The sequence below is a fragment of the Rugamonas apoptosis genome, from assembly GCF_014042355.1.
Lineage (GTDB): Bacteria > Pseudomonadota > Gammaproteobacteria > Burkholderiales > Burkholderiaceae_D > Rugamonas > Rugamonas apoptosis.
This window is the reverse complement of sequence record NZ_JACEZU010000010.1, coordinates 79,019-103,416: the sequence shown is the minus strand read 5'-3', so window position 1 is coordinate 103,416 and position 24,398 is coordinate 79,019. Positions and strand designations below refer to the sequence as shown.

The 24,398-nt window shown below is 66.9% G+C and carries 20 protein-coding genes; 17 read left to right on the top strand and 3 right to left on the bottom strand.

Annotated elements, in window-relative coordinates; genetic code table 11:
• Window positions 1-3: 3 nt before the first annotated feature.
• Window positions 4-1,218: a succinyldiaminopimelate transaminase gene (gene dapC, locus H3H39_RS19610; protein WP_182155666.1), complete on the bottom strand. Its 1,215-nt coding sequence runs from the start codon at window positions 1,216-1,218 to the stop codon at window positions 4-6.
• 503 nt (window positions 1,219-1,721) lie between these two features.
• Here dapC and H3H39_RS19605 point away from each other — a divergent pair.
• The 15 genes from H3H39_RS19605 (at window position 1,722) to H3H39_RS19535 (ending at window position 19,604) form a co-directional block, all read left to right on the top strand.
• Window positions 1,722-3,347, top strand: a complete 1,626-nt coding sequence (locus tag H3H39_RS19605) for a methyl-accepting chemotaxis protein (protein WP_182155664.1) — start codon at window positions 1,722-1,724, stop codon at window positions 3,345-3,347.
• 389 nt (window positions 3,348-3,736) lie between these two features.
• On the top strand, window positions 3,737-5,554 hold the full coding sequence (locus tag H3H39_RS19600; protein WP_182155662.1) for a DUF1302 domain-containing protein: 1,818 nt from the start codon (window positions 3,737-3,739) through the stop codon (window positions 5,552-5,554).
• A 21-nt stretch (window positions 5,555-5,575) separates the two neighbouring features.
• Window positions 5,576-6,928, top strand: a complete 1,353-nt coding sequence (locus tag H3H39_RS19595; RefSeq protein WP_182155660.1) for a DUF1329 domain-containing protein — start codon at window positions 5,576-5,578, stop codon at window positions 6,926-6,928.
• 126 nt (window positions 6,929-7,054) lie between these two features.
• Window positions 7,055-8,056 carry a WD40/YVTN/BNR-like repeat-containing protein gene (locus H3H39_RS19590; RefSeq protein ID WP_182155658.1) on the top strand — a complete coding sequence of 334 codons (1,002 nt, stop codon included), beginning with the start codon at window positions 7,055-7,057 and terminating at the stop codon, window positions 8,054-8,056.
• A gap of 81 nt (window positions 8,057-8,137) precedes the next feature.
• Complete coding sequence (locus H3H39_RS19585; protein ID WP_182155656.1) at window positions 8,138-10,537, top strand: efflux RND transporter permease subunit; 2,400 nt, start codon at window positions 8,138-8,140, stop codon at window positions 10,535-10,537.
• The gene (locus H3H39_RS19580; RefSeq protein WP_182155654.1) at window positions 10,537-10,773 is read left to right on the top strand and encodes a recombinase family protein; all 237 of its coding nucleotides are present in this window, start codon (window positions 10,537-10,539) and stop codon (window positions 10,771-10,773) included. The genes H3H39_RS19585 and H3H39_RS19580 overlap by 1 nt, the downstream gene beginning before the upstream one ends.
• A 17-nt stretch (window positions 10,774-10,790) precedes the next feature.
• Window positions 10,791-12,431: a 3-(methylthio)propionyl-CoA ligase gene (locus tag H3H39_RS19575; RefSeq protein ID WP_182155652.1), complete on the top strand. Its 1,641-nt coding sequence runs from the start codon at window positions 10,791-10,793 to the stop codon at window positions 12,429-12,431.
• Between the two features lie 25 nt (window positions 12,432-12,456).
• Entirely contained in the window at window positions 12,457-13,035 is a 579-nt protein-coding gene (locus tag H3H39_RS19570; RefSeq protein ID WP_182155650.1) for an RBBP9/YdeN family alpha/beta hydrolase, read from the top strand.
• 218 nt (window positions 13,036-13,253) lie between these two features.
• Entirely contained in the window at window positions 13,254-14,234 is a 981-nt protein-coding gene (locus H3H39_RS19565; protein ID WP_182155648.1) for a quinone oxidoreductase family protein, read from the top strand.
• A gap of 10 nt (window positions 14,235-14,244) precedes the next feature.
• On the top strand, window positions 14,245-15,093 hold the full coding sequence (locus tag H3H39_RS19560; RefSeq protein ID WP_182155646.1) for a TauD/TfdA dioxygenase family protein: 849 nt from the start codon (window positions 14,245-14,247) through the stop codon (window positions 15,091-15,093).
• A gap of 47 nt (window positions 15,094-15,140) precedes the next feature.
• Window positions 15,141-16,193 (top strand): beta-keto acid cleavage family enzyme, encoded by a 1,053-nt coding sequence (locus H3H39_RS19555; protein WP_182155644.1) that lies wholly within the window; start codon window positions 15,141-15,143, stop codon window positions 16,191-16,193.
• An 81-nt stretch (window positions 16,194-16,274) separates the two neighbouring features.
• Window positions 16,275-17,618: an MFS transporter gene (locus H3H39_RS19550; protein WP_182155642.1), complete on the top strand. Its 1,344-nt coding sequence runs from the start codon at window positions 16,275-16,277 to the stop codon at window positions 17,616-17,618.
• Window positions 17,615-18,277, top strand: a complete 663-nt coding sequence (locus H3H39_RS19545) for a DsbA family oxidoreductase (protein WP_182155640.1) — start codon at window positions 17,615-17,617, stop codon at window positions 18,275-18,277. Before H3H39_RS19550 ends, H3H39_RS19545 begins: the two co-directional genes overlap by 4 nt.
• On the top strand, window positions 18,274-18,597 hold the full coding sequence (locus tag H3H39_RS19540) for a Rieske (2Fe-2S) protein (protein WP_182155638.1): 324 nt from the start codon (window positions 18,274-18,276) through the stop codon (window positions 18,595-18,597). Before H3H39_RS19545 ends, H3H39_RS19540 begins: the two co-directional genes overlap by 4 nt.
• The gene (locus tag H3H39_RS19535) at window positions 18,594-19,604 is read left to right on the top strand and encodes a YeiH family protein (RefSeq protein WP_182155636.1); all 1,011 of its coding nucleotides are present in this window, start codon (window positions 18,594-18,596) and stop codon (window positions 19,602-19,604) included. The genes H3H39_RS19540 and H3H39_RS19535 overlap by 4 nt, the downstream gene beginning before the upstream one ends.
• Before the next feature lie 73 nt (window positions 19,605-19,677).
• Here H3H39_RS19535 and H3H39_RS19530 read toward each other — a convergent pair whose 3' ends face one another.
• Both H3H39_RS19530 and H3H39_RS19525 read right to left on the bottom strand, forming a co-directional pair.
• On the bottom strand, window positions 19,678-20,697 hold the full coding sequence (locus H3H39_RS19530) for an AraC family transcriptional regulator (protein ID WP_182155634.1): 1,020 nt from the start codon (window positions 20,695-20,697) through the stop codon (window positions 19,678-19,680).
• 218 nt (window positions 20,698-20,915) lie between these two features.
• On the bottom strand, window positions 20,916-21,500 hold the full coding sequence (locus tag H3H39_RS19525) for a hemerythrin domain-containing protein (RefSeq protein WP_182155632.1): 585 nt from the start codon (window positions 21,498-21,500) through the stop codon (window positions 20,916-20,918).
• A 439-nt stretch (window positions 21,501-21,939) separates the two neighbouring features.
• Here H3H39_RS19525 and H3H39_RS19520 point away from each other — a divergent pair, with 439 nt between their 5' ends.
• Window positions 21,940-23,685: a methyl-accepting chemotaxis protein gene (locus H3H39_RS19520; protein WP_182155630.1), complete on the top strand. Its 1,746-nt coding sequence runs from the start codon at window positions 21,940-21,942 to the stop codon at window positions 23,683-23,685.
• A gap of 63 nt (window positions 23,686-23,748) precedes the next feature.
• Window positions 23,749-24,396 (top strand): adenylyl-sulfate kinase, encoded by a 648-nt coding sequence (gene cysC, locus H3H39_RS19515; protein WP_182155628.1) that lies wholly within the window; start codon window positions 23,749-23,751, stop codon window positions 24,394-24,396.
• Window positions 24,397-24,398 lie beyond the last annotated feature (2 nt).

Genomic DNA, 24,398 nt, shown 5'->3' with positions numbered 1-24,398 from the left:
GCTTTATGGATTCAGGGTTTTGCAGAATTGGACGATGCGCCGGGCCGCTTCCAGGCCTTCCTCGGTGCTGGACACGAGCGCCATGCGGATGCGGTTGCGGCCCGGATTGAGGCCGTGCGCCTCGCGCGCGAGGAAGCTGCCCGGCAGTACCGTGACATTATATTCGGCGTACAGGCGCTGCGCGAATTCGGTGTCCGACAGGCCGGTGCGGCTGACGTCGGCCCACAGGTAGAAGCCGGCGTCGGGCAGTTCGACGTCCATCACTTCGCGCAGCAGCGGGGTGATGGCGTCGAATTTGGCGCGGTATTGGGCGCGGTTCTGTTCGACGTGGGTTTCGTCGTTCCAGGCCGCGACCGACGCAGCCTGCACGGTGGCGCTCATGGCGCTGCCGTGATAGGTGCGGTACAACAGGAATTTTTTCAGCACTTCAGCGTCGCCGGCCACGAAGCCGGAACGCATGCCCGGCACGTTGGAACGCTTGGACAGGCTGGAGAACACCACCAGGCGCGCGTACGGGCGCTCCACGGTGGACAGGCCCAGCGTGTGGGCCGCCTGCAGGGCGCCCAGCGGCGGTTCGTCGCCCTGGTAAATCTCGGAATAGCACTCGTCGGCGGCGATGATGAAGTCGTAGCGCTCGGACAGGGCGAACAGGTGTTCCCAGTCCGTCAGCGTGAGCATGGCGCCGGTCGGGTTGCCGGGCGAGCAGACGTACAGCAGGCGCACCCGTTGCCACACTTCGGCCGGCACGCTGTCGTAATCGCAGCCGAAGTTGCGGGCCGGGTCGGAATTGACGAAGTAGGGCGTGGCGCCGGCCAGGTAGGCCGCGCCTTCATAGATCTGGTAGAACGGATTGGGGCACACCACCAGCGAGTCGGCGGCCGGGTCGATCACGGTCTGGGCCAGCGCGAACAGCGCCTCGCGCGAGCCGTTCACGGGCAGCACCTGGGTGGCGCGGTCCAGCGCCGGGATGCCGTAGCGCCGTTCCAGCCAGCTGGCGATGGCGCCGCGCAGCGCTTCCGAACCGATGGTGGTGGGGTAGTTGGCCAGGCCGGCGATGTTGTCGATCAGGGCTTGCTGGATGAACGGCGGCGTGGGGTGCTTGGGTTCGCCCATGCCCAGGCTGATGGGCGTGTGCTGGGTATTGGGCTGGACCTGGCCGAACAGCTGGCGCAGTTTTTCGAACGGGTAGGATTGCAGTTTGTCGAGATGTGGATTCACGTGGCGGACCAAAAAACGGAGCAGTGTTAAAAACGCGCGGCGAGAACGGCAAACGGGAACGGCGCGAACAGCGGAACGGCGCGGCGCTGGGCACAAGCTGGCCACCGGGCTGGGTTCAACTTTCCATTATAGCGTCTACGGCAAGAGTTGGTGGAGACGGGGCAGGCCTGGCGCAAGGCGATGGCAGCAGATGATGCCTGCAGGCGGGAATACCAATACTTAGAGTATGGTTAATTCGCTTCCCATGACAGCCATTTGTCACTTGCTGACACGGTGACCGCTACGCCACAGTGGCCGTTGACAGTGCGCCACCAGCGGGCGGACACTGCATTTGCTGCGTGGAAAATAACATCTCAAAGCAAATAGCCACGTGGCCGGCGCTGCGGCCGGTTTGGGCCAGGCCGCGCCGCCGCCATTCATCGCCCGTGCTGCCACCGTCGCGCAGCCGCGCACACCGAGCGCCGCCACTGCCGCGCTCCGGCCCGATCACCATCAGGACGATCATGCGCACCAATCTACCGGTAAGCCAGCGCGCTTACACCTTTCCCGCCGACCAGACCATCGTGTCCGTGACCGATACAAAAGGCCGTATCGTGTATTGCAACCCCACCTTCGTCGAGATCAGCGGCTTCACGCGCGAGGAGTTGATGGGACAGCCCCACAACATCGTGCGCCACCCGGACATGCCGGCCGAGGGCTTCCGCGACCTGTGGGATACGCTCAACGAGGGCCGCGCCTGGAGTGGCCTGGTCAAGAACCGCCGCAAGAACGGCGACCATTATTGGGTGCTGGCGCACGCCGCGCCCATGATGGACGGCGGCCGCGTCACCGGCTACCTGTCGGTGCGCACGGCGCCCGACCCGGCGTCCGTGGCCATGGCCGAACAACTGTATGCGGAGATGCGGGCCGACGCGGCCAGCGGCCATCCCACCATCACGCTGCGCCATGGCCGCGTGCTGCGCGCCGGCCTGTGGAACGCGCTGCGGCGCCGGCTCACGCCCTCCACGCGGGGCCGCATGCTGGCGCTGCAATTGCTGGCGGCGACCGGCCTGCTGGCCCTGGCGCGCAGCGGCTTGCCCCTGTGGTTGCAATTGGCCGGCGGCGCGCTGGTGGCGGTGGCGGTCACGGCACGCATGTGGCATCTGAACGTGGCGCCGCTGCGCGACGTGCTGCGCGACGCCAACCAGCTGGCCGCAGGCGACCTGGCACACCCGGTCAGCACGGGCGCCAGCGGCACGGTGGGCCAGTTGCAACGGGCCTTGCTGCAAATGTCGGTCAACCTGCGCGCCGTGGTGCGCGACGTGCGCGACGAGGTCGATCACCTGCGCAGGAGCGCGCACGACATCGCGGCCGGCAACGCGGACCTGTCGGCCCGCACGGAAGCCCAGGCGGGCAGCCTGGAACAGATGGCCGCCGCGCTGGCGGCCATCAACGACAAGGCGCGGCAGGGCGCGCAGGCCGTCAGCGATGCCACCGGCCTGGCCGGGCAGACGGGTGCCGTGGCGCGCCGCAGCGACGAGGCGGTGGACGCTGCGGCCCACGCCATGACGGATATTTCGGCCTCCTCCAGCCACATCGGCGAAATCATTCACCTGATCGAGTCGGTGGCGTTCCAGACCAACCTGCTGGCCTTGAACGCGGCGGTGGAAGCGGCCCGCGCCGGCCCGGCCGGTCGCGGCTTCGCCGTGGTGGCCACTGAAGTGCGCACGCTGGCCCAGCGCACTTCGGCCGCCACCCAGGAGATCAAGCAACTGGTGGCCGAATCGGCCGGTCACGTGCGCCAGGGGGCGGGCCGCACGGACGAGGCGCGCGCCCGCATGCGCGACGCGGTGCGCTCGGTGACGGAACTGGCCTCGGTCCTGGACGGCATCAGCGACGCGGCCCAGCTGCAGCAGGCCAGCATGGCCGAAGTGCATGCGGCCGTCGGCCATATCGACGCCATGACGCAGCAGAACGCGGCCCTGGTGGAGCAGCAGTTGGCGGCCGCCGGCGCGCTGTGCGAGCAGGCCGATAACGTGAACGATTCGGTGCGCATCTTCCGCCTCAAGGCCGGCGAGGCCACGGTGGCGGACGCGGACGCGCCGGCCATGCGGCGGGCCGCGCGCGCCCAGCGGCTGGTTTCAGCGTAAGAGGGGGGGACGCTGCCGGGCAGGCCAGCCGCCGCCCGCCATTCGCCCGCCGCCCACCGCCCGCCGCTCGCCGCTTGCCGCTTGCCGCCGCCGGCCGTTGTGCACCACGCGCCACATACACACGCATTGTCACGAAATGCGAAGCGCACGTCGTGAAATGGAAACGGGAATTTTCGCTTTGAATCCTATGATGACTCATCGCTGACCCGGACCGGACAACATAGCCCGGCCAGGACAGCGGGGCCCAGACGATGAGGAGACAGCATCATGCCCATGCCCCCTCACCAGATGACGCACCCGCCTTCAGCCACGGAGTTGCCGCCCGCGCGGCAAGCAAGCAGCACCGTACCAGCAGCGTTCATTACAACAAATAGAGGAGCAGGCGCAGCATGAAACCAGCACAATCCACCCATCCCCTGGCACTGAAAGCACTGGCAGCGGCCTTGTGCGCGATCGGCGTGGCCCACGCGGCCGAACTGGAGACGGGCAACCCCGACGTCGCCATCCGCTTCGACAACACCATCAAGCTCAATTATGGCCAGCGCGTGAACGGCCAGGAAGCGGCCTTGCTCAAGTCGGCCAACTACGACGATGGTGACCGCAACTTCAACAAGGGCAACGTCTCCCAGCGCATCGACTGGCTGTCGGAACTGGATATCGTATTCCAGCAGAAGATGGGTATGCGGGTGTCGGCCGCCGCCTGGTACGACCGGGCTTACGACCACCTGGACAACACCAACGTGGCCAGCTCCAACCACCGTGAAAACGGCAAGGCGGCGCTGGGCATGTCGGACTACGCCAAGCGCTATCACCGCGGCTCGGGCGAGATCCTGGACGCCTTCGTGTTCTCCAACTTCGAAGTGGCCGACAAGCCGGTCAACGTCAAGCTGGGCCAGCACACGCTGTACTGGGGCGAGAGCCTGCTGTCGCCCATCCATGGCGTCAACTACGGCCAGTCGCCGATCGACCTGCTGAAAGGTTATTCCGTGCCCGGCACGGACGCCAAGGAACTGTTCCTGCCGCGCCAGGCCCTCTCGGTCCAGTCCTCGCTCACGCCGGAACTGGGCATCGCGGCCCAGTACTTCTTCAACTGGAAGCCGGCCCGCCTGCCTGAATCGGGTTCCTTCCTGGGCTTCTACGACTACGCCTTCCAGGGCGCTGAATCGTTCTACCTGGGCCCACTGGGCGCGCCGGCCATCCGCCGCGCCGACAGCAAGGCGCCGAACACGGGCGACTTTGGCGTGGCCGCGCGCTGGAGCCCCGATTGGCTGGACGGCACGGCCGGCGTCTACCTGCGCCGCACGTCGGACCTGCTGCCGCAAGCGAACGTACGCCTGGCCGGCCTGCCGGCCGCGCTGTTCGGTGCCAACGGCGCCGCCGTCTGCAAGGCCGCCATTCCGGGCGCTGCCGTGGTGGGCAACAACTGCCTGTTCTACCCGAGCACCCTGGGCGCCACCAGCCAGTACCAGTTCGAATACGCCAACCACATCGACGTGCTGGGCTTCTCGCTGTCCAAGAGCGTGGCCGGCATCGCCGTGGGCGCCGACTTGTCCTACCGCCGCGATATGCCGATCTACAGCACCCCGGCGCTCCTGATGCCGGTGGGGACCAGCCCGGCCATCGTGGCCGCGCTCAACGCCAAGGTCAATCCCACGCTGGTGGTGAAGGCGGCCGACCTGCCGCAGCAGGGTGAAGTGAGCGGCGCGCGCGGCAACACCATCCACGGCGTGCTGAATTTCCTCGGTACGGTGGCCAAGACGCCGTTGTCCGATTCCGCCACCTGGGCCACGGAACTGGTGTGGAACCGCGTGGCCAGCGTTACCCAGGGCGCCCAGTTCTACCGCGGCCGCGACGACTACAAAGGCGTGGACAAGGTCAGCCACGACTACTTCGGCCTGGCCCTGACTTTGACCCCGACCTGGTTCCAGGTGCTGCCGGGCGTGGACATGTCCGCTCCGCTCAGCTACTCGGTGGGCTTGAAGGGCAACTCCGGCGTGCAGGCAGGCGGCAACAAGGGCGCCGGCAACTACGCGCTCGGCGTGGCGTTCGACGTGCGCCAGAAATACCGCTTCGACATCAAGTACGTCAATTTCTTCGGGCCCCTGGTCACCGACCCGGCCAGCGGCGCCGTCACTTCGTTCGGCGGCGTCACCTCGCTGCTGAAGGACCGCGGCTTCCTCGCCGCCACCTTCAAGACCACGTTCTGATCACAGACAGGAGACAACAACATGTTCAAACTCACCATCATGGCCGCCGCGCTGGCGGCGGCAGCGGCCGCGCAGGCCAGCGTATCGCCGGACGAAGCCAAGCAGCTGGGCACCACCCTGACGGCCGTGGGCGCCGAGAAAGCCGCCAACAAGGACGGCACCATCCCTGAATACACGGGCGGTTTGACGGCCGCGCCGGCCGGTTTCGTCAAGGGCAGCGGCGTGCGTCCCGACCCCTACGCCGCCGACAAACCGCGCCTGGTCATCACCGGCAAGAACCTGGCCGGCCAGGAAGACAAGCTGACGGCCGGCACCCGCGAGCTGCTCAAGCGCTTCCCGACCTTCCGGGTGGACGTTTATCCGACCCACCGTCCCGTCACCTTGCCCAAGGCGCTGCTGGACAACACGGCCAAGAACGCCACCAGCGCCAAGGCCGTCGACGGCGGCGTGGGCGTGGAAAACGCGCTGGCCGGCGTGCCTTTCCCCATCCCCAAGAGCGGCTACGAAGTGATGTGGAACCACCTGCTGCGCTACCAGGGCCACGCGCTGACCACCAAGTATGAATCGTGGAACGTGGACGCCTCGGGCGTGCCCAGCCTGGCCACGGCCGGCGAGATCTACGAGGAATTTCCCCTGTCGGACCCCAAGAACACGGAAGTGGCCAAGCAGACCGACGTGTTCTTCCGCACCAAGCTGACCTACCTGGCGCCGGCCCGGCGCGCCGGTGAAGGCTTGATGGCGTTCGACGCCGTCAACCCGGTGGCCCAGCCGCGCAAGGTATGGCAGTACCTGCCAGGCCAGCGCCGCGTCAAGCTGGCCCCGGACGTGGCTTACGACACGCCCAACCCCGGTTCGGCCGGCGCCTCGACCTACGACGACGCCTGGGTCTTCAACGGCGCGTTGGACCGTTTCGACTTCAAGCTGATCGGCAAGAAGGAGATGATCGTCCCTTACGGCGAGTACAAGCTGTTCGCCGCCAAGGTGGCGGCCGACGTCACCAAGCCCAATCACCTGAATCCGGATTTCGTGCGCTGGGAGCTGCACCGCGTGTGGGTGGTGGAAGCTTCGCTCAAGCAGGGCAAGCGCCACATCTACGGCAAGCGGACTTTCTACATCGACGAGGACAGCTGGGTGGCGCTGGCTTCGGACCAGTACGATGCGCGCGGCCAGTTGTACCGCTCCTCGTTCGATCACCTGATCTACGCCTACGACGCGCAAGCGACGTACACGGGCAACCATGTGATCTACGACTTCGTGAGCGGCGCCTACAACCTGACCGGCATGTCCGGACCTTACGGTGGCCTGAAGTACATCGACGCGCTCAAGCCGACCCAGTGGTCGCCTGAAGCGCTGGCCGGCGCCGGCGTGCGCTGACCATCCGGGTGGCTGCGCCGCGTGCGCGGCCACCCGCGACCTTGCCTGTAACGATTTCTCGTTTGACTGCCGGCGCGCGACTCCCTTCGCCGTAGTGGGCTGGCAGTCTTTTTTTGAGAGTTTCATATGAACCGATTTTCTCGCGCCGCCGCCGGCGTACTGGCGGGGGTCACCCTCACGCTGCTGACGGCGTCCCCGGCCCAGGCGGCCCCGTTCGCCGATCCGCTCGACACGCCGGCCGTCGCCAGCACGCTGGCGCCGCGCGCGCTGCTCAACGGCCTGGCCCATGCCGGCACCCGCATCGTGGCCGTCGGCCAGCGCGGCCACGTGCTGTTTTCGGATGACCAGGGCGGCCACTGGCATCAGGCCGCCGTGCCGGTATCGACCGACCTGGTGGCGCTGGTGTTCCCGACGGCCCGTGATGGCTGGGCCGTGGGCCATGACGGCGTGGTGCTGCACAGCGCCGACGCCGGCGCCACGTGGGTGCGCCAGTTCGACGGCCGCAAGGACGCCGACGTGGGCGACAAGCCCTTGCTGGACGTCTGGTTCGACGCGCATGGCCATGGCATGGCGGTGGGCGCGTTCGGCCTGGCCTTGCGCAGCGACGATGGCGGCAAAACGTGGCAGCACTGGGAAAGCCATCTGGACAACCCCAAGGCGCTGCACCTGAACGCGATCCGCGAAGTGGGCGGCACACTGTATATCGTGGGCGAGCAGGGCCTGATCCTCAAGCGCAGTACCAACGGCGAACGCTTCGAGGCCGTGCCATCGCCTTATCAAGGCAGCTTTTTCGGCGTGACCGGCACCGGCGACAGCCTGCTGGTGTTCGGCCTGCGCGGCACGGCCCTGCATAGCGCCGACGGCGGCCAGCACTGGGCGCGCGCCGACACCGGCACCCAGACCGGCTTGACGGCCGGCCTGGCGCTGGGTGACGGCGCGCTGCTGCTGGTGAGCCAGTCCGGCCAGTTGCTGCGCAGCGCAGATGGCGGCGCCACCTTCCACGCCCAGCCCCAGGTCAAGCCGGGGCCGGCGTCGGCCGTGCTGGTGGCCGCGCCGGGCCAGTTGCTGATCGCGGGCGCGCGCGGCGCGCGGCTGCAGGCGCTGGCCGCGACGGCGGCGGCCAAATAGACGTACCGTATTCACCACCAAAACAACAAGCAGATCAGAGCCGGGATTACCTGGCCGACCAATTCAACGAGGAACGAGACAATGGATATGTCAACCGACGGGATCGACGCCATGCCGGTGGTACGCGATCTGGCGCATTTCGACCAGCGCTCCGGCAACCTGCTGGAACGGCTGGTGTTCAACAACCGGCTGTGGATGATCGTGCTGTGCGCGGTCGTCACGCTGGTGCTGGGCGCGCTGGCGGCCACCCGGCTGCACCTGAACGCCAGCTTCGAGAAGATGCTGCCGCAGGGCCAGCCCTACATCCAGAACTATCTGCACAACAAGGACGCCTTGCGCGGCCTCGGTAATTCGCTGCGGGTGGTGGTGGAGAACCCGCAGGGCGACATCTTCGATCCGCGCTACCTGGAGGCGCTCAAGCAGGTCAACGATGAACTGTTCCTCACGCCTGGCGTGGACAGGGCCTGGATGAAGTCCATGTGGACCCCGTCCGTGCGCTGGAACGAGGTGACGGAGGAGGGCTTCCAGGGCGGCCCCGTGATGCCGGACGGGTATGATGGCTCGCCGCGCAGCGTGGAACAGCTCAAGATCAACATCGCCCGTTCCGGCATCGTGGGCAGCCTGGTGGGCAATAACTTCAAGTCCACCATGATCTTCGTGCCGCTGCTGGACAAGGATCCGGCCACCGGCAAGGCGATCGACTATTCGGCACTGGCGCACGCCATCGACAAGACGGTGCAGGCGCGCCAAGGCGGCGCCTATCCCGTGCGGATCCACGTGATCGGCTTCGCGGAGCTGATCGCCGAACTGTTGGCTGGCATGGCCAAGGTCATCATGTACTTCGGCGTGGCCGCGCTGGTGGCCACCGCCGTCATCTTCGCCTACACCCGCTGCGTGCGCTCCACCGTGCTGGTGGTTGCCTGCTCGCTGGTGGCCGTGCTGTGGCAACTGGGGCTGGTGGCGGCCTTCGGCTTCGAACTGGACCCGTTCTCCATCCTGGTGCCATTCCTGGTGTTCGCCATCGGCGTCTCGCACGGCGCCCAGAAGATGAACGGCATCATGCAGGACGTGGGCCGTGGCACCCACTTGCTGGTGGCGGCCCGCTACACCTTCCGCCGCCTGTTCCTGGCCGGCCTGACGGCGCTGCTGGCCGACGCCGTCGGTTTCGCCGTGCTGATGACGATCGACATACCCGTGATCCGCGACCTGGCCATGACGGCTTCGATCGGCGTGGCCGTGCTGATCTTCACCAATTTGCTGCTGCTGCCGGTGCTGCTGTCCTATGTGGGAGTTTCCGCCGCCGCCGCCAAACGCTGCATCCGCGAGGAGCATGACGAGGAAACGGGCCACGGCCTGGGCAAGCTGTGGCTGATGCTGGACCGCTTCACGGAACCCCGCTGGGCCGGGGCCACCGTGGCCGTGGCCTTGGCGCTGGCCGTCGGCGGCTTCATCGTCAGCACCAACCTGAAGATCGGCGACCTCGATCCTGGCGCGCCGGAACTGCGCGCCGAATCGCGCTATAACCGCGACAACGCCTACATCACGGCCAATTACTCGCTCTCGTCCGACCAGTTCGCGGTGATGATCAAGACTCCGCCCGAAGGCTGCCTGAAATACGAAACCCTGGTCGAGGCGGACCGCCTGGCGTGGGCCCTGCAGCAGGTGCCGGGCGTGCAGACCACGGTGTCGCTGGCCGACGCCGTGCGCCAGGTCACGGCCGGCACTTCCGAGGGCAGCCCGAAATGGCTGACGCTGTCGCGCAACCAGGACGTGCTCAATTACGGCGCCCAGCAGGCGTCCGTCAACAACCCCGACCTGTTCGACCGCGGCTGTTCGCTGATGCCGGTGATCGCCTACCTGGCCGACCACAAGGCCGAAACGCTGGAGCGCGTGGTGCAGGCGGCCGACGCGTTCGCGAAAGCCCACAACGCGCCGGAACGCCAGTTCCTGCTGGCGGCCGGCAGCGCCGGTATCGAGGCCGCCACCAACATCGTGGTGCGCGAGGCCAACCACAAGATGCTGCTGTATGTGTACGCGGCCGTGATCGTGCTGTGCTTCGTCACCTTCCGCAGCTGGCGCGCCGTGCTGGTGGCCGTGCTGCCGCTGGTACTCACCTCCATCCTGTGCGAGGCGTTGATGGTCATGCTGGGCATGGGTGTGAAAGTGGCCACGCTGCCGGTGATCGCGCTCGGTGTCGGCATCGGCGTCGACTACGCGCTGTATCTGGTGTCGGTGCAACTGGTGCAGCAGCGCCAGGGCCAGTCGCTGGCGGAAGCCTATCGCCACGCGCTGCAGTTCACGGGCAAGGTGGTGGCGCTGGTGGGCGTGACCCTGGCCGCCGGCGTGGTGTGCTGGGCCTGGTCGCCGATCAAGTTCCAGGCTGACATGGGCATCCTGCTCACCTTCATGTTCACGCTGAACATGATCGGCGCGCTGGTGCTGGTGCCCGCGCTGTCGCACTTCCTGCTGCGCAAGGCGTAATGCCGCCTGATACCCCAAGTACTTGTGGCGCCTGGCAGCCGCCGGAGCCGGCCCTGGTGGCCGAGCTGCGTCGGTTGCGGGCGGCCGGCGCCTCGTTCGGCGCCATCGCCGCCGCCATGAACCGGCGCGGCCTGCGCGGGCGCATGGGCGGGCGCTGGTTCGCCGCCACCGTGCGACTATGCCTGCTGCCGTCCAAGCCCGTGCCCAAGTCGTCGCCAAAAAATTCAGTCAAATAAAACAGAAGGAGTCTGCAATGCTAGGCCTGATGCAACATCAATCGTTGCTGGTGTCTTCGCTGATCGAACACGCCTGCCTCAACCACCCAGAACGGGAGATCGTCTCGCGCTCCAGTGAGGGGCCGCTGCAGCGCAGCACTTACGGCTCGGTGGCCCGGCGTTCGCGCCAGATGGCCAACGCGCTGACCCGCCTGGGCGTGCAGCCCGGGGAACGGGTGGCCACGCTGGCCTGGAACGGCTACCGCCACATGGAGTTGTACTACGCCGTGTCCGGCATGGGCGCCGTGCTGCATACCATCAATCCACGCCTGTTCGCCGAGCAGATCACCTACATCGTCAACCATGCGCAGGACCAGTACCTGTTCTTCGACATCGGTTTCGCCGCCCTGATCGAACAGCTGGCGCCCGCCATGACGGGCGTGAAGGGTTTCATCGCCATGACGGACCGTGCCCACATGCCGGCCGCGAGCATCCCCAATCTGCTGTGCTACGAGGACCTGATCGCGCCGGAGAGCGAACAATACGCTTGGCCTGAATTCGACGAGAACAGCGCCGCCACCCTGTGCTACACCTCCGGCACCACGGGCCACCCCAAGGGCGTGCTGTACTCGCACCGCTCGACGGTGCTGCACGCGATGGCAGTGTGCAGCACGGACGGCCTGGCCGTGTCGGCCGCCGATTCGGCGCTGGTGGTGGTGCCCATGTTCCACGTGAACGCATGGGGTATGCCGTACGCGGGCGCGCTGTGCGGCGCCAAGCTGGTGCTGCCCGGCCCACAGATGGACGGCAAGAGCATCTATGAGCTGATGCGCGAGGAGCGCGTGACGCTGTCGCTGGGCGTGCCCACCGTGTGGCTGATGCTGTTCCGCCATGTGGAGACGCAGCAGCTGGACCCGCGCGCGGAACTGTGCATGACGCGCTGCGTGATCGGCGGCGCGGCCGCGCCGCTGTCCATGATCGAGCGCTTCGAACAAGGTTTCGGCGCCACCGTGATCCACGCCTGGGGCATGACGGAGATGTCGCCACTGGGCACGGTGTGCAAACTGCTGCCCAAGCACGCGTCGCTGCCAGCCGCCGAGCGCCACAAGCTGCAGATGAAGCAGGGCAGGGCGGTGTTCGGCGTGACGCTGAAGATTACGGACGACGACGGCAAGGCGCTGCCCCATGACGGCGTGGCGTTCGGCCACCTGAAAGTGCGCGGCCCCTGGATCGCCAGCGGCTACTTCGGCGGCGAAGGCGGCCAGGTGCTGGACGCGGACGGCTACTTTGACACGGGCGACGTGGCCACCATCGACGCGGACGGCTACATGCTCATCACCGACCGCGCCAAGGACGTGATCAAGTCCGGCGGCGAGTGGATCTCGTCGATCGACCTGGAAAACGCGGCCATGGACCATCCGGACGTGGCCGAGGCGGCCGTGATCGGCATCGCCCATCCGACGTGGCAGGAACGTCCGCTGCTGGTGGCCGTGCGCAAGGCCGGCCGTGAAGTGACGCGCGATGAACTGCTGGCCCACCTGGAAAGCCGGGTCGCCAAGTGGTGGCGGCCGGACGACGTGGTGTTCGTGGAGGAGTTGCCGCATACGGCCACCGGCAAACTGCAGAAGATGAAGCTGCGCGAGATGTTCCGCGACTACCGCCTGCCGGGCCAGCACTGACACCACCGCCGACGAGAGAACCGATATGACAACCAAACCAACCTTGCTGATCGTCCCCGGCCTGCGCGACCACGTGCCGGAACACTGGCAAACCCTGCTCCAGGCGGGCACGCCGGGTGCGCGCTCGGTGCCGCCGTTGACGGAAAATGGCCTCAGCTGCGCGGCCCGGGTGGAAGCCATCGAGCGTGCCCTGGCCGCCATCGACGGCCCGGTGATCCTGGTGGCCCACAGCGCCGGCGTGTTGATGGTGGCCCACTGGGCGGCGCGCCACAACCGCCCCATCCTGGGCGCGCTGCTGGTCACGCCGCCGGACCTGGAGGCCAGCTGGCCGGCCAATTACCCGCAACCGGACACGCTGCGCGAACACGGCTGGTCGCCGCTGCCGCGCACCCGGCTGCCGTTCCCCAGCATCGTGGCCGCCAGCAGCAACGACCACCTGGCCAGCCTGGAGGCGGTGCACCGCATGGCCGTTGATTGGGGCAGCCAGGTGGTGGAACTGGGCGCCGTGGGCCACCTGAACCCGGCCGCCGGCTATGGGCCATGGCCGCGGGCCGAAGCGCTGATCGCACAAGTGCAGGTTTTGGCCGCCACTGTCGCGAAATGAAAAGTCACTGTCGCGGGATGCATGGTTGGGGCAATGAGCCCCGTCTATACTGAATTCACAGTAAGAGACCGTTTCAAAAAGATCGCAGCGTCGTTGCGGCTCCTCGCCGTGCAAGCGCACTGTCTTCGTCGCCGCGCTCATTTTGAAACAGTCTCTAAGCAAGGCAGGACAGGCCGGCATGCGCTGCCGGCGTACCAACAAATCTGAGGAGAACAAGCATGGCAAAGGCAGTGCGTTTCAATGCGACCGGCGGGCCGGAAGTACTGTACCTGGAAGAGGTGGAAGTGGGCCAGCCGGGTCCCGGTGAAGTGCGCGTGCGCCATGTGGCCGTGGGCCTGAACTACGCCGACACCTACTTCCGCAATGGCACCTATCCGGTCCCGCTGCCGAACGGTATCGGCGTGGAGGCGGCTGGTGTGGTGGTGGCGCTGGGCGAGGGCGTGACGGGTCTGGCGCTGGGCGACCGCGTGACCTACACCGGCTTCCTCAACACCCTGGGCGCCTACAGCACCGAGCGCGTGATTTCGGCCGCGCCGCTGATCAAGCTGCCCGAAACCATCGCCTTCGAGACGGCGGCCGCCATGACCATGCGCGGCCTGACCTCGGCTTACCTGATGCGCCGCATCCACGACTTCCGCGCCGGCGACACGGTGCTGCTGCACGCCGCCGCCGGTGGCGTGGGCCTGATCGTGTCGCAATGGGCCAAGCTGCTGGGCCTGACCGTGATCGGCACCGTATCGACTGCCGCCAAGGCCGAGATGGCGATGGCGCATGGCTGCGACCATGTGATCAACTACAGCACCGAGGACGTGGCCAAGCGGGTGCGCGAGATCACCGGCGGGCGTGGCGTGGACGTGGTGTTCGACAGTGTGGGTAAGAACACCTTCATGTCCTCGCTCGATTCGCTGCGCAAGCGCGGCCTGATGGTGTGCGTGGGCACGGCTTCCGGCCCGATTCCACCGTTCGATCCGGTGCTGCTGGCCATGAAAGGCTCGCTGTTCCTGACCCGTCCCGCGCTGGCCGACTACATTGCCGATCCAGCCGAGAAAGCCGACCTGGCGGGCGAACTGTTCGACCACGTGGGCGCTGGCCGCATCAAGATCGAGATCAACCAGTACTACCCGCTGGCCGACGCGGTCCAGGCGCACCGCGACCTGGAATCACGCAAGACCACCGGTTCATCCATTTTCGTGATCTGAGGAGAACGCCATGCGAGTGGAACAACTGACTTGCGCCATCGGCGCCGAGCTGCTGGACGTGAAGCTGGAACAGGCCATCCATGACGACGGCCTGTTCGCCGAACTGCGGGCGCTGCTGCTCAAGCACCGCGTGCTGTTCCTGCGCGACCAGGATTTCAGCCGTGCCGAACACGTGGCCTTCGCGCGCCGCTTCGGCGAGCTGGAAGACCATCCGGTGGCCGGCAGCGATCCGGAAAACCCCGGTCTGGTGCGCATCTACAAGAACCCGGACCAGCCCAACGACCGCTACGAGAACGCCTGGCACGCCGACACCACCTGGCGCGCCGCGCCCCAGTTCGGGGCCGTGCTGCGCTGCGTCGAATGCCCGCCCGTGGGGGGCGACACCATGTGGGCCAACATGGCGCTGGCCTACGAGCGTTTGCCTGACGACGTCAAGCAGCGCATTGAAGGCCTGCGCGCCCGCCACAGCATTGAAGCCAGCTTCGGCGCGGCCATGCCGATCGAGCGCCGGCTGGCCCTCAAGGCCCAATTTCCGGACGCCGAACATCCCGTGGTGCGGATCCATCCCGAGACGGGCGAGAAGATCCTGTTCGTGAACGCCTTCACCACCCACATCACCAACTACCACACGCCGGGCCGGGTGCGCTTTGGCCAGGACGCCAATCCAGGCGCCGGCAACCTGCTCAGCTACCTGATCAGCCAGGCCTACGTGCCGGAGTTCCAGGTGCGCTGGCGCTGGAAACCGAACAGCGTGGCCATCTGGGATAACCGCTCGACCCAGCACTACGCCGTGATGGACTATCCGCCCTGCCACCGCAAGATGGAGCGGGCCGGCATCATCGGCGACGTACCGGTCTGAACACCAATTGACAAAAAAATACCGCACCAATTCAACAGGAGACAAGCATGCAATTTCTCGACGATTCCCTGCACCCCGAGAACCAGGACAAAGTAGTCATCACCGTGGCCCCGTACGGCCCGGAGTGGGCGCCGGAGGATTTTCCGGAAGACGTTCCGGTGACGATGGAGGAACAGATCCAGAAGGCGGTGGACTGCTACAACGCCGGCGCCACCGTGCTGCACCTGCATGTGCGCGAACTCGATGGCAAGGGCTCCAAGCGCCTGTCCAAGTTCAATGAGCTGATCGCCGGCGTGCGCGCCCGCGTGCCGGACATGATCATCCAGGTGGGCGGCTCGATCTCGTTCGCGCCGGAAGACGACGGCCAGGCCGCCAAATGGCTGAGCGACGACACCCGCCACATGCTGGCCGACCTGGACCCCAAGCCGGACCAGGTGACGGTGGCCATCAACACCACCCAGATGAACATCATGGAGCTGCTCTATCCCGAGTACCTGGCTGGCACTTCGCTGGCTTCGCCCATGATGCACGCGGCCTACAGCGAAATGACGGTGCCGGCCGGCCCGGCGTGGGTGGAGGAACACCTGCGCCGCCTGCAGGCGGCCAACATTCAACCGCACTTCCAGCTGACCGGCATGCATGCGCTGGAAACGCTGGACCGCCTGGTGCGCCGCGGCGTCTACCACGGCCCGCTGAACCTGACCTGGATCGGTATCGGCGGCGGCTTCGACGGCCCCAATCCGTTCAACTTCATGGACTTCATCCGCCGCGCACCGGAAGGCGCTTGCATCACGGCCGAATCGCTGCTCAAGAACGTGCTGCCGTTTAACATGATGTCGATGGCGATGGGCTTCCATCCCCGTTGCGGCATCGAAGACACGCTGATCGACCAGCACGGCCAGCGCATGACTTCCGTGCAGCAGATCGAGCAGTGCGTGCGCGTGGCGCGCGAACTGGGGCGCGAGGTGGCCAATGGCAAGGAGGCGCGCGCCATCTACAAGATCGGCGTGCAGTACAAGGATGCCGAGGAGACGCTGCGCATGAACGGCATGGCGCCCAACCGCCGGCCCGGCCAGAAAAACGTGCCGTTGCGGACCTGATCCCGCAACCGGGGCCGGCGCTGGAGCATAATGCCAGTGCCGGCTTTTTTTTCATCTCGTGAAACGGATTGAAGGCAGATCATGGCATATCACACTCCCTCCGACGACGGCCTGGCCGACGACAACCCCAACGTTCCGCGCTATTACGCGTGGATCGTATTCGCGCTGAGCTTTGGCTTGCTGATCTCCGACTACATGTCGCGCCAGGTGCTCAACGCCGTATTCCCCCTGTTGAAAGTGGAATGGCAACTGAGCGACGCTCGCCTCGGACTCTTGAGCGGCATCGTGGCCTTGATGGTGGGCTTGCTCACCTTCCCCCTGTCGCTGCTGGCCGACCGCTGGGGGCGGGTACGCAGCCTGGCCCTGATGGCCGTGCTGTGGAGCCTGGCCACGCTGGGCTGCGGCCTGGCGCAGGACTACAACCAGATGTTCGCCGCCCGCTTCCTGGTGGGCGTGGGCGAGGCGGCCTACGGCAGCGTGGGTATCGCCGTGGTGCTGTCCGTGTTCCCCAAGCATATGCGGGCCACGCTGACGGGCGCCTTCATGGCGGGCGGCATGTTTGGTTCCGTGCTGGGCATGGCGCTCGGCGGCGGCATCGCGGCCCATATCGGCTGGCGCTGGGCCTTCGCCGGCATGGCCTTGTTCGGGCTGGCGCTGGCCGTGCTGTACCCCATCATCGTCAAGGAAGGCCGTATTGCGCCACAGGGCGCGCAAGGTGCCGCGCGCGGGCAGGGCGGGGCGGACGGCAAACCGGTCCGCCTGCCGCTGGGCAGCCTGTTTGGCAGCCGTTCCGTGCGCGCCGCCTATGTGGGCAGCGGCTTGCAGTTGTTCGTGGGCGGCACCTTCATCGTCTGGATGCCCAGCTTCATGAACCGCTATTACGCCATGGGCGCCGACCGCGCCGGCGCCGGTGCGGCGGCGGTGGTGCTGGCCAGCGGCGCCGGCATGGTCCTGTGCGGCATGTTGAGCGACCGTTTGTGCCGCCATTCGCCACCGCGCAAGATCACGCTGGCCATCGCCTACTGCCTGGGCAGCTGCGTGCTGTTGTCGGCGGCCTTCGCCATGGCGCCGGGCGCACTGCAATTGGCCCTGATCGGCGCCGGCATGTTCCTGGCCGCCGGCACCACGGGGCCGGCTGGCGCCATGGTGGCCAACCTCACGCACCGCTCGATCCACGGCACGGCCTTCGCCACGCTGACCTTGGCCAATAACCTGCTGGGCCTCGCGCCAGGCCCGTTCCTGACGGGCGTGCTGGCAGACCGCCTGGGCCTGGCCACGGCGTTCCAGCTGGTGCCGTTGGTGAGCATCGCTGCGGCCGGCGTGTTCTGGTACGCGCGCCGCCACTATGCGCACGACGCCAGTTGCGCCGCCGCTGCCGCTGCCGCGGTGGCGGCCCGTGCACCCGCCGTGGAGGTGCCGGCATGAAGCGCGTGCTGCACATTGAAGTGGGCTTCGACGTGATCTGCCCCTGGTGCCTGATCGGCATGCGTAACCTGCAGGCCGCCATCGCGCGCCTGCGCGCGTGCGCGCCCGAGGTGGCGCTGCATGTGCACTGGCGCGGCGTGCAGTTGCTGCCCAATGTGCCCGCCGCTGGCTGGCCCTTCATGGAGTTCTACCGCCAGCGCCTGGGCGGCGACACGGCCGTGCGCCGGCGCCAGGCCCAGGTCAGCGAGGCGGCGGCCGCCGCCGGCATCCAGATCGACTACCAACGCATCCGCAACATGCCCAACACGGCCGACGCGCACCGTCTGCTGCAACACGCGGCCAACAATGGCAGCGCGGCCCAGCGCGACGCGCTGCTGGAGCGCCTGTTCACTGGCTATTTCCAGCGCGGCGAGGACGTGGGCGACCCGGCCGTATTGCTGACGCACGGTCTGGCCTGCGGCATGGAGCGCGCCGACATCGCGCCGCTGATGCTGGGCGCGGCCGTGCCGTTCCAGGCCGAGGGCGTGGGCCACGGCGGCGGTGGCGTGCCGTACTACGTCGTCAACGGCAAGCTGGTGGCCAGTGGCGCCCAGCCGCCCGAAGTGCTGCTGGCGGCCATGCTGGCCGCGCTGGAACAGGCCGACGCGGTGACGCCATGAGCCGGCGGCTGGCGCTGACGGCGGCCCAACTGCCGCCGGACGGCGGGCGGGCCGTGCTGCGCATCGGCGGCCATTGCCTGGCGCTGTTCCATGTGGACGGGGCCTATCACGCCATCGAGGATGGCTGCCCGCACCAGGGCGCCTCGCTGGCTGGCGGCAAGCTCGATGGCCTGTACCTGCAATGCCCGGCGCACGGCCTGCGCTTCCACCTGGGCACCGGCTGCCTGGCCAATGTGCCGCAGATGAAGGTGGCCGTTTATCCCATCACCATTGAGACGGATGGCGTCTACCTGACGCTGCCCGATGAGGAAACCGCATGAATCCCACCTTCTTTTCGGGCCTGAACGCGCGTGTGCGCGTGCTGGCACCCGGCTTCATCGTCAGCGCCATGGTGGCGGCCGCGGCCAGCTTCCTGTCCGAGCATTACGGCGCGCCCGTGATGCTGTTCGCGCTGCTGTTGGGCATGGCGCTCAACTTCCTGTCCGGCGAAGGGCAGTGCAAGCCGGGCATCGAATACACGGCCCGTACCATTTTGCGGCTGGGCGTGGCGCTGCTGGGATTGCGGCTCACGCTGGCGCAGATCGCGGCGCTGGGCTGGAAGCCGGTGGTGCTGGTGGTGGTCGTCGTGACGGTGACGATCCTGGTGTCGGTGCTGGTGGCCAGGCTGCTCGGCTTCAACCAGTTGTTTGGCATGCTGACGGGCGGCGCCACGGCCATCTGCGGCGCCTCCGCCGCGCTGGCGCTGGCGGCCGCGCTGCCGGCCCACGAACAGAAGGAGAAGGCCACGCTGTTCACGGTCATCTGCGTGTCGGCGCTGTCGACGACGGCCATGATCGCTTACCCGATGATCGCCAGTTTCTTCGCGCTGTCGCCGTTGCAGGCCGGCGTGTTCCTGGGTGGGACCATCCACGACGTGGCGCAAGTGGTGGGCGCCGGCTACAGCATGTCGCGCGAGACGGGCGACGCGGCCACCGTCGTCAAGCTGATGCGGGTCGCCATGCTGCTGCCCGTGATCCTGTGCGCGGCCCTCATCACCCGGGCCCAGGGCGCGCAGGCCGGCAGCGTGCGTCCGCCGCTGCTACCCAGTTTCGCGGTGGGCTTCTTCGTACTGGCCTGCATCAACAGCACGGGCTGGGTGCCGGCCGCCGTGCAGCATGCGGGCAATGAGATGTCGCGCTGGGCGCTGGTGATCGCCATCAGCGCGCTGGGCATGAAGACGCAATTGAAGGAACTGGCCGCCGTCGGCATCAAGCCGATCGCCTTGATGGTGGGCGAGACCGTGTTCCTGGCCGCGCTGGTGATGGTGTTGATGCGCTGGGCCACCTGAAAAAAACGAGGCCGGCATAATTGGGGACGTAACACGCTCACGCTGTGAGGATCGTGTTACGTCCCTAATTGCATCAGACGGGCTGCTGGTAGGGCTTGCCGTGCTGGCCGCGCCAGGCGGCGGGGGTTACGCCGAACTGGCTGGCGAACCAGCGCGTGAAGCTGCTGGGCAGCGAGTAGCCCAGCAGGTCGCCGATGCGGGCCAGCGAGTAGCTGGGGTTGTTCATGTAGCGCTGCACCAGTTCGCGCCGCACTTCGTTGATCAAGTCGCTGAAATTGGCGTCGCATTCGCCCAGCCGGCGCTGCAGCGTGCGCACGTTCATGCCCAGCGCCTGCGAAATCTGTTCTATCGTCGCCCGCCCCATGGGCAGCAGCAAATAAATCGCCTTGCGCACCTCGTGCGAGATGGACGGTTCGCCCTGGTCCTGCAGCGTGTCGACAAAGCGCTGCGCGTAGCGCGCCATGGCCGGATCAGCGTTCGGATTGGGCGCGTCGAAGTTGGCGGCGGGGCAGGCGATGCCGTTGAATTCGGCGCCGAACTGCACCTGGCAGGCGAACAGGCGGCGGTGCAGGCGCAGGTCTTCCGGCGCGTCGTGCGTGAAGTTGACGCTGACGGGCCGCCAGTGCTGGCCCAGCAGCGTGGCGCACAAGCGCGCCATTACACCGATGGCCAGTTCGTTGGACTGGCGGCATGGCACCGGTTCATCGTTGACCACTTCCTCGCGGATGATCACCAGGTCGCCCGCCTCCTCCACATACAAGGCCAAGGACCGGTTCAGCAGGTGGCGGTACTGCACCAGCACGTGCAGCGCGTCGCGCAGCGTGGGCTGGTGCGTGAGCAGCAGGCTGACGGCGCCCAGGTCGGAGAATTGGCGCGATTCAGCCATGCGCAGGCCCAGGGTCTGGCAACCGCTGCTGGCGGCGGAATTTTCCAGCAATTGCACGGCGCTGCTGATGGGGATGGGCTGCTCGGGGTCTTGCAGCATCTTGCGGTTCAACCCGACCTTGGCCAGTTCGGTCTGCGGGTTCAGGCCCAGATGCTGGGCCACTTCCAGGTAGTTGGTCAATACGGCGGCGCGAACCAGGGTGGGCATTGTCGTGCGATTCCTTGTATGGGACGGCGTGCCGGCGGCGCGCGCGGACCCTGCGGGGCCGCCACTGATTGTAGGGGCTTACGTTTCGTCATGCAATGCGGTGTACGCGTGACGCGACAGCGCAAGCGAAATAGTCGCGCGCGCGCATGTGACGCTTGACAATTGACGCCAGCCGGTGCCGGTTCCAGTGCCGCTTTCGCTTCCGCTTCCGCCGGTGCTCAGCCCTGGCCGGGCTGGGCCTGCACGATCAATTGGTACAGGCGGGAGAAGTTGTTCTGGATCGGCGCGCCCGTGAGCGGGTCGCCGTTGGCGGAAAACGCCAGGTCGATCACGATCCAGTCCGATTCCGTCAGGTGGTGCAGCGCGGCCGGCATCACCACGTCCTCTTCCAGCTTCATATGATCGAAGAAGAATTTGCCGTATTCCTCCACCAGCAGCTGCAGCGCCGGCAGCGCGGGGGCGCCCTGGAATTCGTAGCGCGTCAGCGCATGTTCCAGCTCGCGCGTGAGCGCGGTGCCGCGCAGGTGCTGGCGCGTGAGTTCAAGCAGCGTGCTGTCGACGTCGTGGGTGCGCTGGCGCAGGCGCGCGAACAGGTGCTCCTCTTCCTTGGGGTGGTGCACCCGCTCCGGATAGTCGATCACATACAGCAGCATGGCGCGCATGATCTTCAAGTCGTGTTGCGCGTTGCCCTGGCCCAGGGTGCGCACGAACTGCTGCATGCAGTGGATCACGGCGGTCAGGTTGGTATGTTCCTGCTGGATGATGCGGACCACGTTTTCCCGGGGCGGCTGATTGGTGTACATGCGTTTTCCTTCGCAACAATACTTGAGTACACAAGGACTATAGGCCCCTGCACGGCAAATGAATGTGATCCAAGTCAAGCCGTGCCTGGCCAATCGCGGGTGGCGTGGGGGGCTGGCAAGCTGGGCCGGGCGTCCGCGTTGATCTTCATGCTACAAAATTTCTCTAACGCAAAATATTTATTTCCCCTCGTGGCCTTGCATCCGGCAAGGCACTTGATCGGTCGCAAGCGGAACGCCCGTATGTGAGCTATTGCTGCGCGGGAACAAGCATAAATTCGATCAAGGTCAATGCCTGTCGTGATGCCGTTGCTGGCGTGCTCGTGGGTGATTTTTCGAGACAATTTTGCCGTACGGAATCGTCTAAGATCGTTGCATGTCGTCTCATATGCGCTGGCCGCATAGCTGCCGGGACGTGGATCGCAGTGTTCAGGAGGTGAGCATGAAGATGCGTAACATGGGGGTCGCCAAGCGGCTTGGCCTGGGCTTCGGGGTGGTGTCGCTGCTGCTGCTGGTGGTGATCGCGCTGGGCTTGTCGAGCATGGGCCAGATCCAGCAGCGGCTGGACGATATCACCAAGGTCAACGACGTGGAAACCAAGCTCGCCGCGGCCATGGACTTGACGGTGACGGAGCGCGCGCTGGCCTTGCGCAACCTGATCCTGCTGAAGGAAGCCAAGGAAATCCAGATCGAGGTGGACCGCCTCGCCGCGCAAGGCAAGAAGTACGCGGCGGCGCAGGACAAGCTGGGCCAGATGTTCGCCATGCCCGGCACTTCGGCCGAGGAAAAGGACTTGCTCGAGCAGATCCGCAAGCAGGGCCAGTTGGCCTTGCCCTTCATCGACAAGGCGGCCGCGTTGGCGCTGGAACAGAAGCAGGATGAGGCCTTCCAGCTGCTGCGCTACCAGTTCCGGCCCGTGCAGAAAGCCTGGTGGGAACTGCTGCGCCGCTTGATCGCCGTGGAGGAGAAGCAGAACGACCTGGCCACCGCCGAAGCGGCCGGCGCCTACACGGCGGCCCGCACGCAGATGCTGGTGATCGGCGCGCTGGCGCTGCTGGCCAGCGCGGCGGCGGCCCTGTTGATCACCCGTGGCGTGGTGCGCCAGCTGGGCTGCGAACCGGCCGAAGCGGCCGCCATCGCCGGCCAGATCGCGGCCGGCAACCTGGCCATCACCATCGAGACGCGTGACGGCGACACCGACAGCCTGCTGCACGCCATGAAATCCATGCGCGACAGCCTGGCGCTGATCGTCACCCAGGTGCACAGCAGCACAGAGACCATCGCCACGGCGGCCGGGCAGATCGCGTCGGGCAACCTGGACCTGTCCTCGCGCACCGAGCAGCAGGCCGGCACGCTGGAGGAGACGGCGTCCTCGATGGAGGAACTGACCAGCACCGTGCGCATCAACAGCGACCATGCGCGCGCCGCCAACGGGCTGGCCGTGTCAGCCTCCGACGTGGCCGTGCGTGGCGGCGCCGTGGTGGCCCAGGTGGTCGACACCATGGCCGCCATCGACCTGTCGGCGCACAAGATCGGCGACATCATCGCCGTCATTGACGGCATCGCGTTCCAGACCAATATCCTGGCCTTGAACGCGGCCGTGGAGGCGGCACGCGCCGGGGAACAGGGCCGCGGCTTCGCCGTGGTGGCCACGGAAGTGCGCAACCTGGCCCAGCGCTCGGCTGCCGCCGCCAAGGAGATCAAGGAGCTGGTGGGCGACTCGGTCAACAAGGTGGAGGCGGGCAACCGGCTGGTGGAGCAGGCCGGATCGACCATGCACGAGGTGGTCGACAGCGTGCGGCGCGTGACGGAGATCATGTCCGAGATCATGGCCGCCAGCCAGGAACAGTCCAGCGGCATCGAACAGATCAACCAGGCCGTGATGCAGATGGATTCAGTGACCCAGCAGAACGCGGCGCTGGTGGAGGAGGCGGCCGCCGCCGCCCAGGCCATGCGCGACCAGGCCAACAGCCTGACCGAGGTGGTGGGTATCTTCCGGCTGGAGGCCGAGTCGGGACGGCCGCTGTTGCCGCCGGCGCCGGCGTTGCAAGTGCTGCCGCAACGGGCGGCGCCGGCCAGGGTGGCGCCATCCAAACCCGCGCCGGCCAGGAAGGCGCTGGCCGCCAGCGGTGCGCGCCGTGCCCATGGCGCCGCCGCGCCGGCCGACGCCGAGTGGGAGCAGTTCTGATCCGGACCATGGCGGTCCAGGCAAGGCAATCATGCCGGCCACGGGGCCGGCCAGGAGAACGCGATGAGCAAGTTGGAGAAGCTGGATGCGCTGCTGCGCAAGCCCGAACCGGCCCCCGGCCAGACGCCCCATATCTACTGGCATGCGGGCCAGGTCACGGCCCAGGCGCGCATGGGCGGCGTGGGCCGGCGCGCGGCCACCGTGTGGCTGACGGGATTGAGCGGGGCCGGCAAATCGACGCTGGCCTGCGCGCTGGAGAAGATGCTGGTGGAGGCGGGCCGCCCGGCCTATGTGCTCGACGGTGACAACCTGCGCCATGGCCTGAACCGGGACCTGGGCTTCACGCCGGAGGACCGGCAGGAGAACATCCGCCGCAGCGCTGAAGTGGCGCGGCTGATGAACGACGCGGGCCTGATCGTGATCGCCGCCTTCATCTCGCCGCTGCGGCGCGACCGCGAACTGGCGCGCGGCATCATCGGCGCCGACGATTTCATCGAAACCCACATCAGCACCCCGTGCGGCGTGTGCGAGGAGCGCGATCCCAAGGGCCTGTACCGCAAGGCCAGGGCCGGGCTGATACCGGAATTCACCGGCATCTCGGCGCCGTACGAGGCGCCCGAGCATCCGGCCCTGACCATCGACACGGGCGGCATGCCGCTGGCGCACGCCTGCGAACTGCTGTTTGAACACCTGGCCAAACGCTACATCTGACG

Bases quoted from the DNA above. Each gene is read 5' to 3' on its own strand.
- H3H39_RS19605 (WP_182155664.1), top strand. From the start codon at position 1,722: ATGCGCACCAATCTACCGGTAAGCCAGCGCGCTTACACCTTTCCCGCC.
- H3H39_RS19600 (WP_182155662.1), top strand. From the start codon at position 3,737: ATGAAACCAGCACAATCCACCCATCCCCTGGCACTGAAAGCACTGGCA.
- H3H39_RS19595 (WP_182155660.1), top strand. From the start codon at position 5,576: ATGTTCAAACTCACCATCATGGCCGCCGCGCTGGCGGCGGCAGCGGCC.
- H3H39_RS19590 (WP_182155658.1), top strand. From the start codon at position 7,055: ATGAACCGATTTTCTCGCGCCGCCGCCGGCGTACTGGCGGGGGTCACC.
- H3H39_RS19585 (WP_182155656.1), top strand. From the start codon at position 8,138: ATGGATATGTCAACCGACGGGATCGACGCCATGCCGGTGGTACGCGAT.
- H3H39_RS19580 (WP_182155654.1), top strand. From the start codon at position 10,537: ATGCCGCCTGATACCCCAAGTACTTGTGGCGCCTGGCAGCCGCCGGAG.
- H3H39_RS19575 (WP_182155652.1), top strand. From the start codon at position 10,791: ATGCTAGGCCTGATGCAACATCAATCGTTGCTGGTGTCTTCGCTGATC.
- H3H39_RS19570 (WP_182155650.1), top strand. From the start codon at position 12,457: ATGACAACCAAACCAACCTTGCTGATCGTCCCCGGCCTGCGCGACCAC.
- H3H39_RS19565 (WP_182155648.1), top strand. From the start codon at position 13,254: ATGGCAAAGGCAGTGCGTTTCAATGCGACCGGCGGGCCGGAAGTACTG.
- H3H39_RS19560 (WP_182155646.1), top strand. From the start codon at position 14,245: ATGCGAGTGGAACAACTGACTTGCGCCATCGGCGCCGAGCTGCTGGAC.
- H3H39_RS19555 (WP_182155644.1), top strand. From the start codon at position 15,141: ATGCAATTTCTCGACGATTCCCTGCACCCCGAGAACCAGGACAAAGTA.
- H3H39_RS19550 (WP_182155642.1), top strand. From the start codon at position 16,275: ATGGCATATCACACTCCCTCCGACGACGGCCTGGCCGACGACAACCCC.
- H3H39_RS19545 (WP_182155640.1), top strand. From the start codon at position 17,615: ATGAAGCGCGTGCTGCACATTGAAGTGGGCTTCGACGTGATCTGCCCC.
- H3H39_RS19540 (WP_182155638.1), top strand. From the start codon at position 18,274: ATGAGCCGGCGGCTGGCGCTGACGGCGGCCCAACTGCCGCCGGACGGC.
- H3H39_RS19535 (WP_182155636.1), top strand. From the start codon at position 18,594: ATGAATCCCACCTTCTTTTCGGGCCTGAACGCGCGTGTGCGCGTGCTG.
- H3H39_RS19530 (WP_182155634.1), bottom strand. From the start codon at position 20,697: ATGCCCACCCTGGTTCGCGCCGCCGTATTGACCAACTACCTGGAAGTG.
- H3H39_RS19525 (WP_182155632.1), bottom strand. From the start codon at position 21,500: ATGTACACCAATCAGCCGCCCCGGGAAAACGTGGTCCGCATCATCCAG.
- H3H39_RS19520 (WP_182155630.1), top strand. From the start codon at position 21,940: ATGAAGATGCGTAACATGGGGGTCGCCAAGCGGCTTGGCCTGGGCTTC.
- cysC (WP_182155628.1), top strand. From the start codon at position 23,749: ATGAGCAAGTTGGAGAAGCTGGATGCGCTGCTGCGCAAGCCCGAACCG.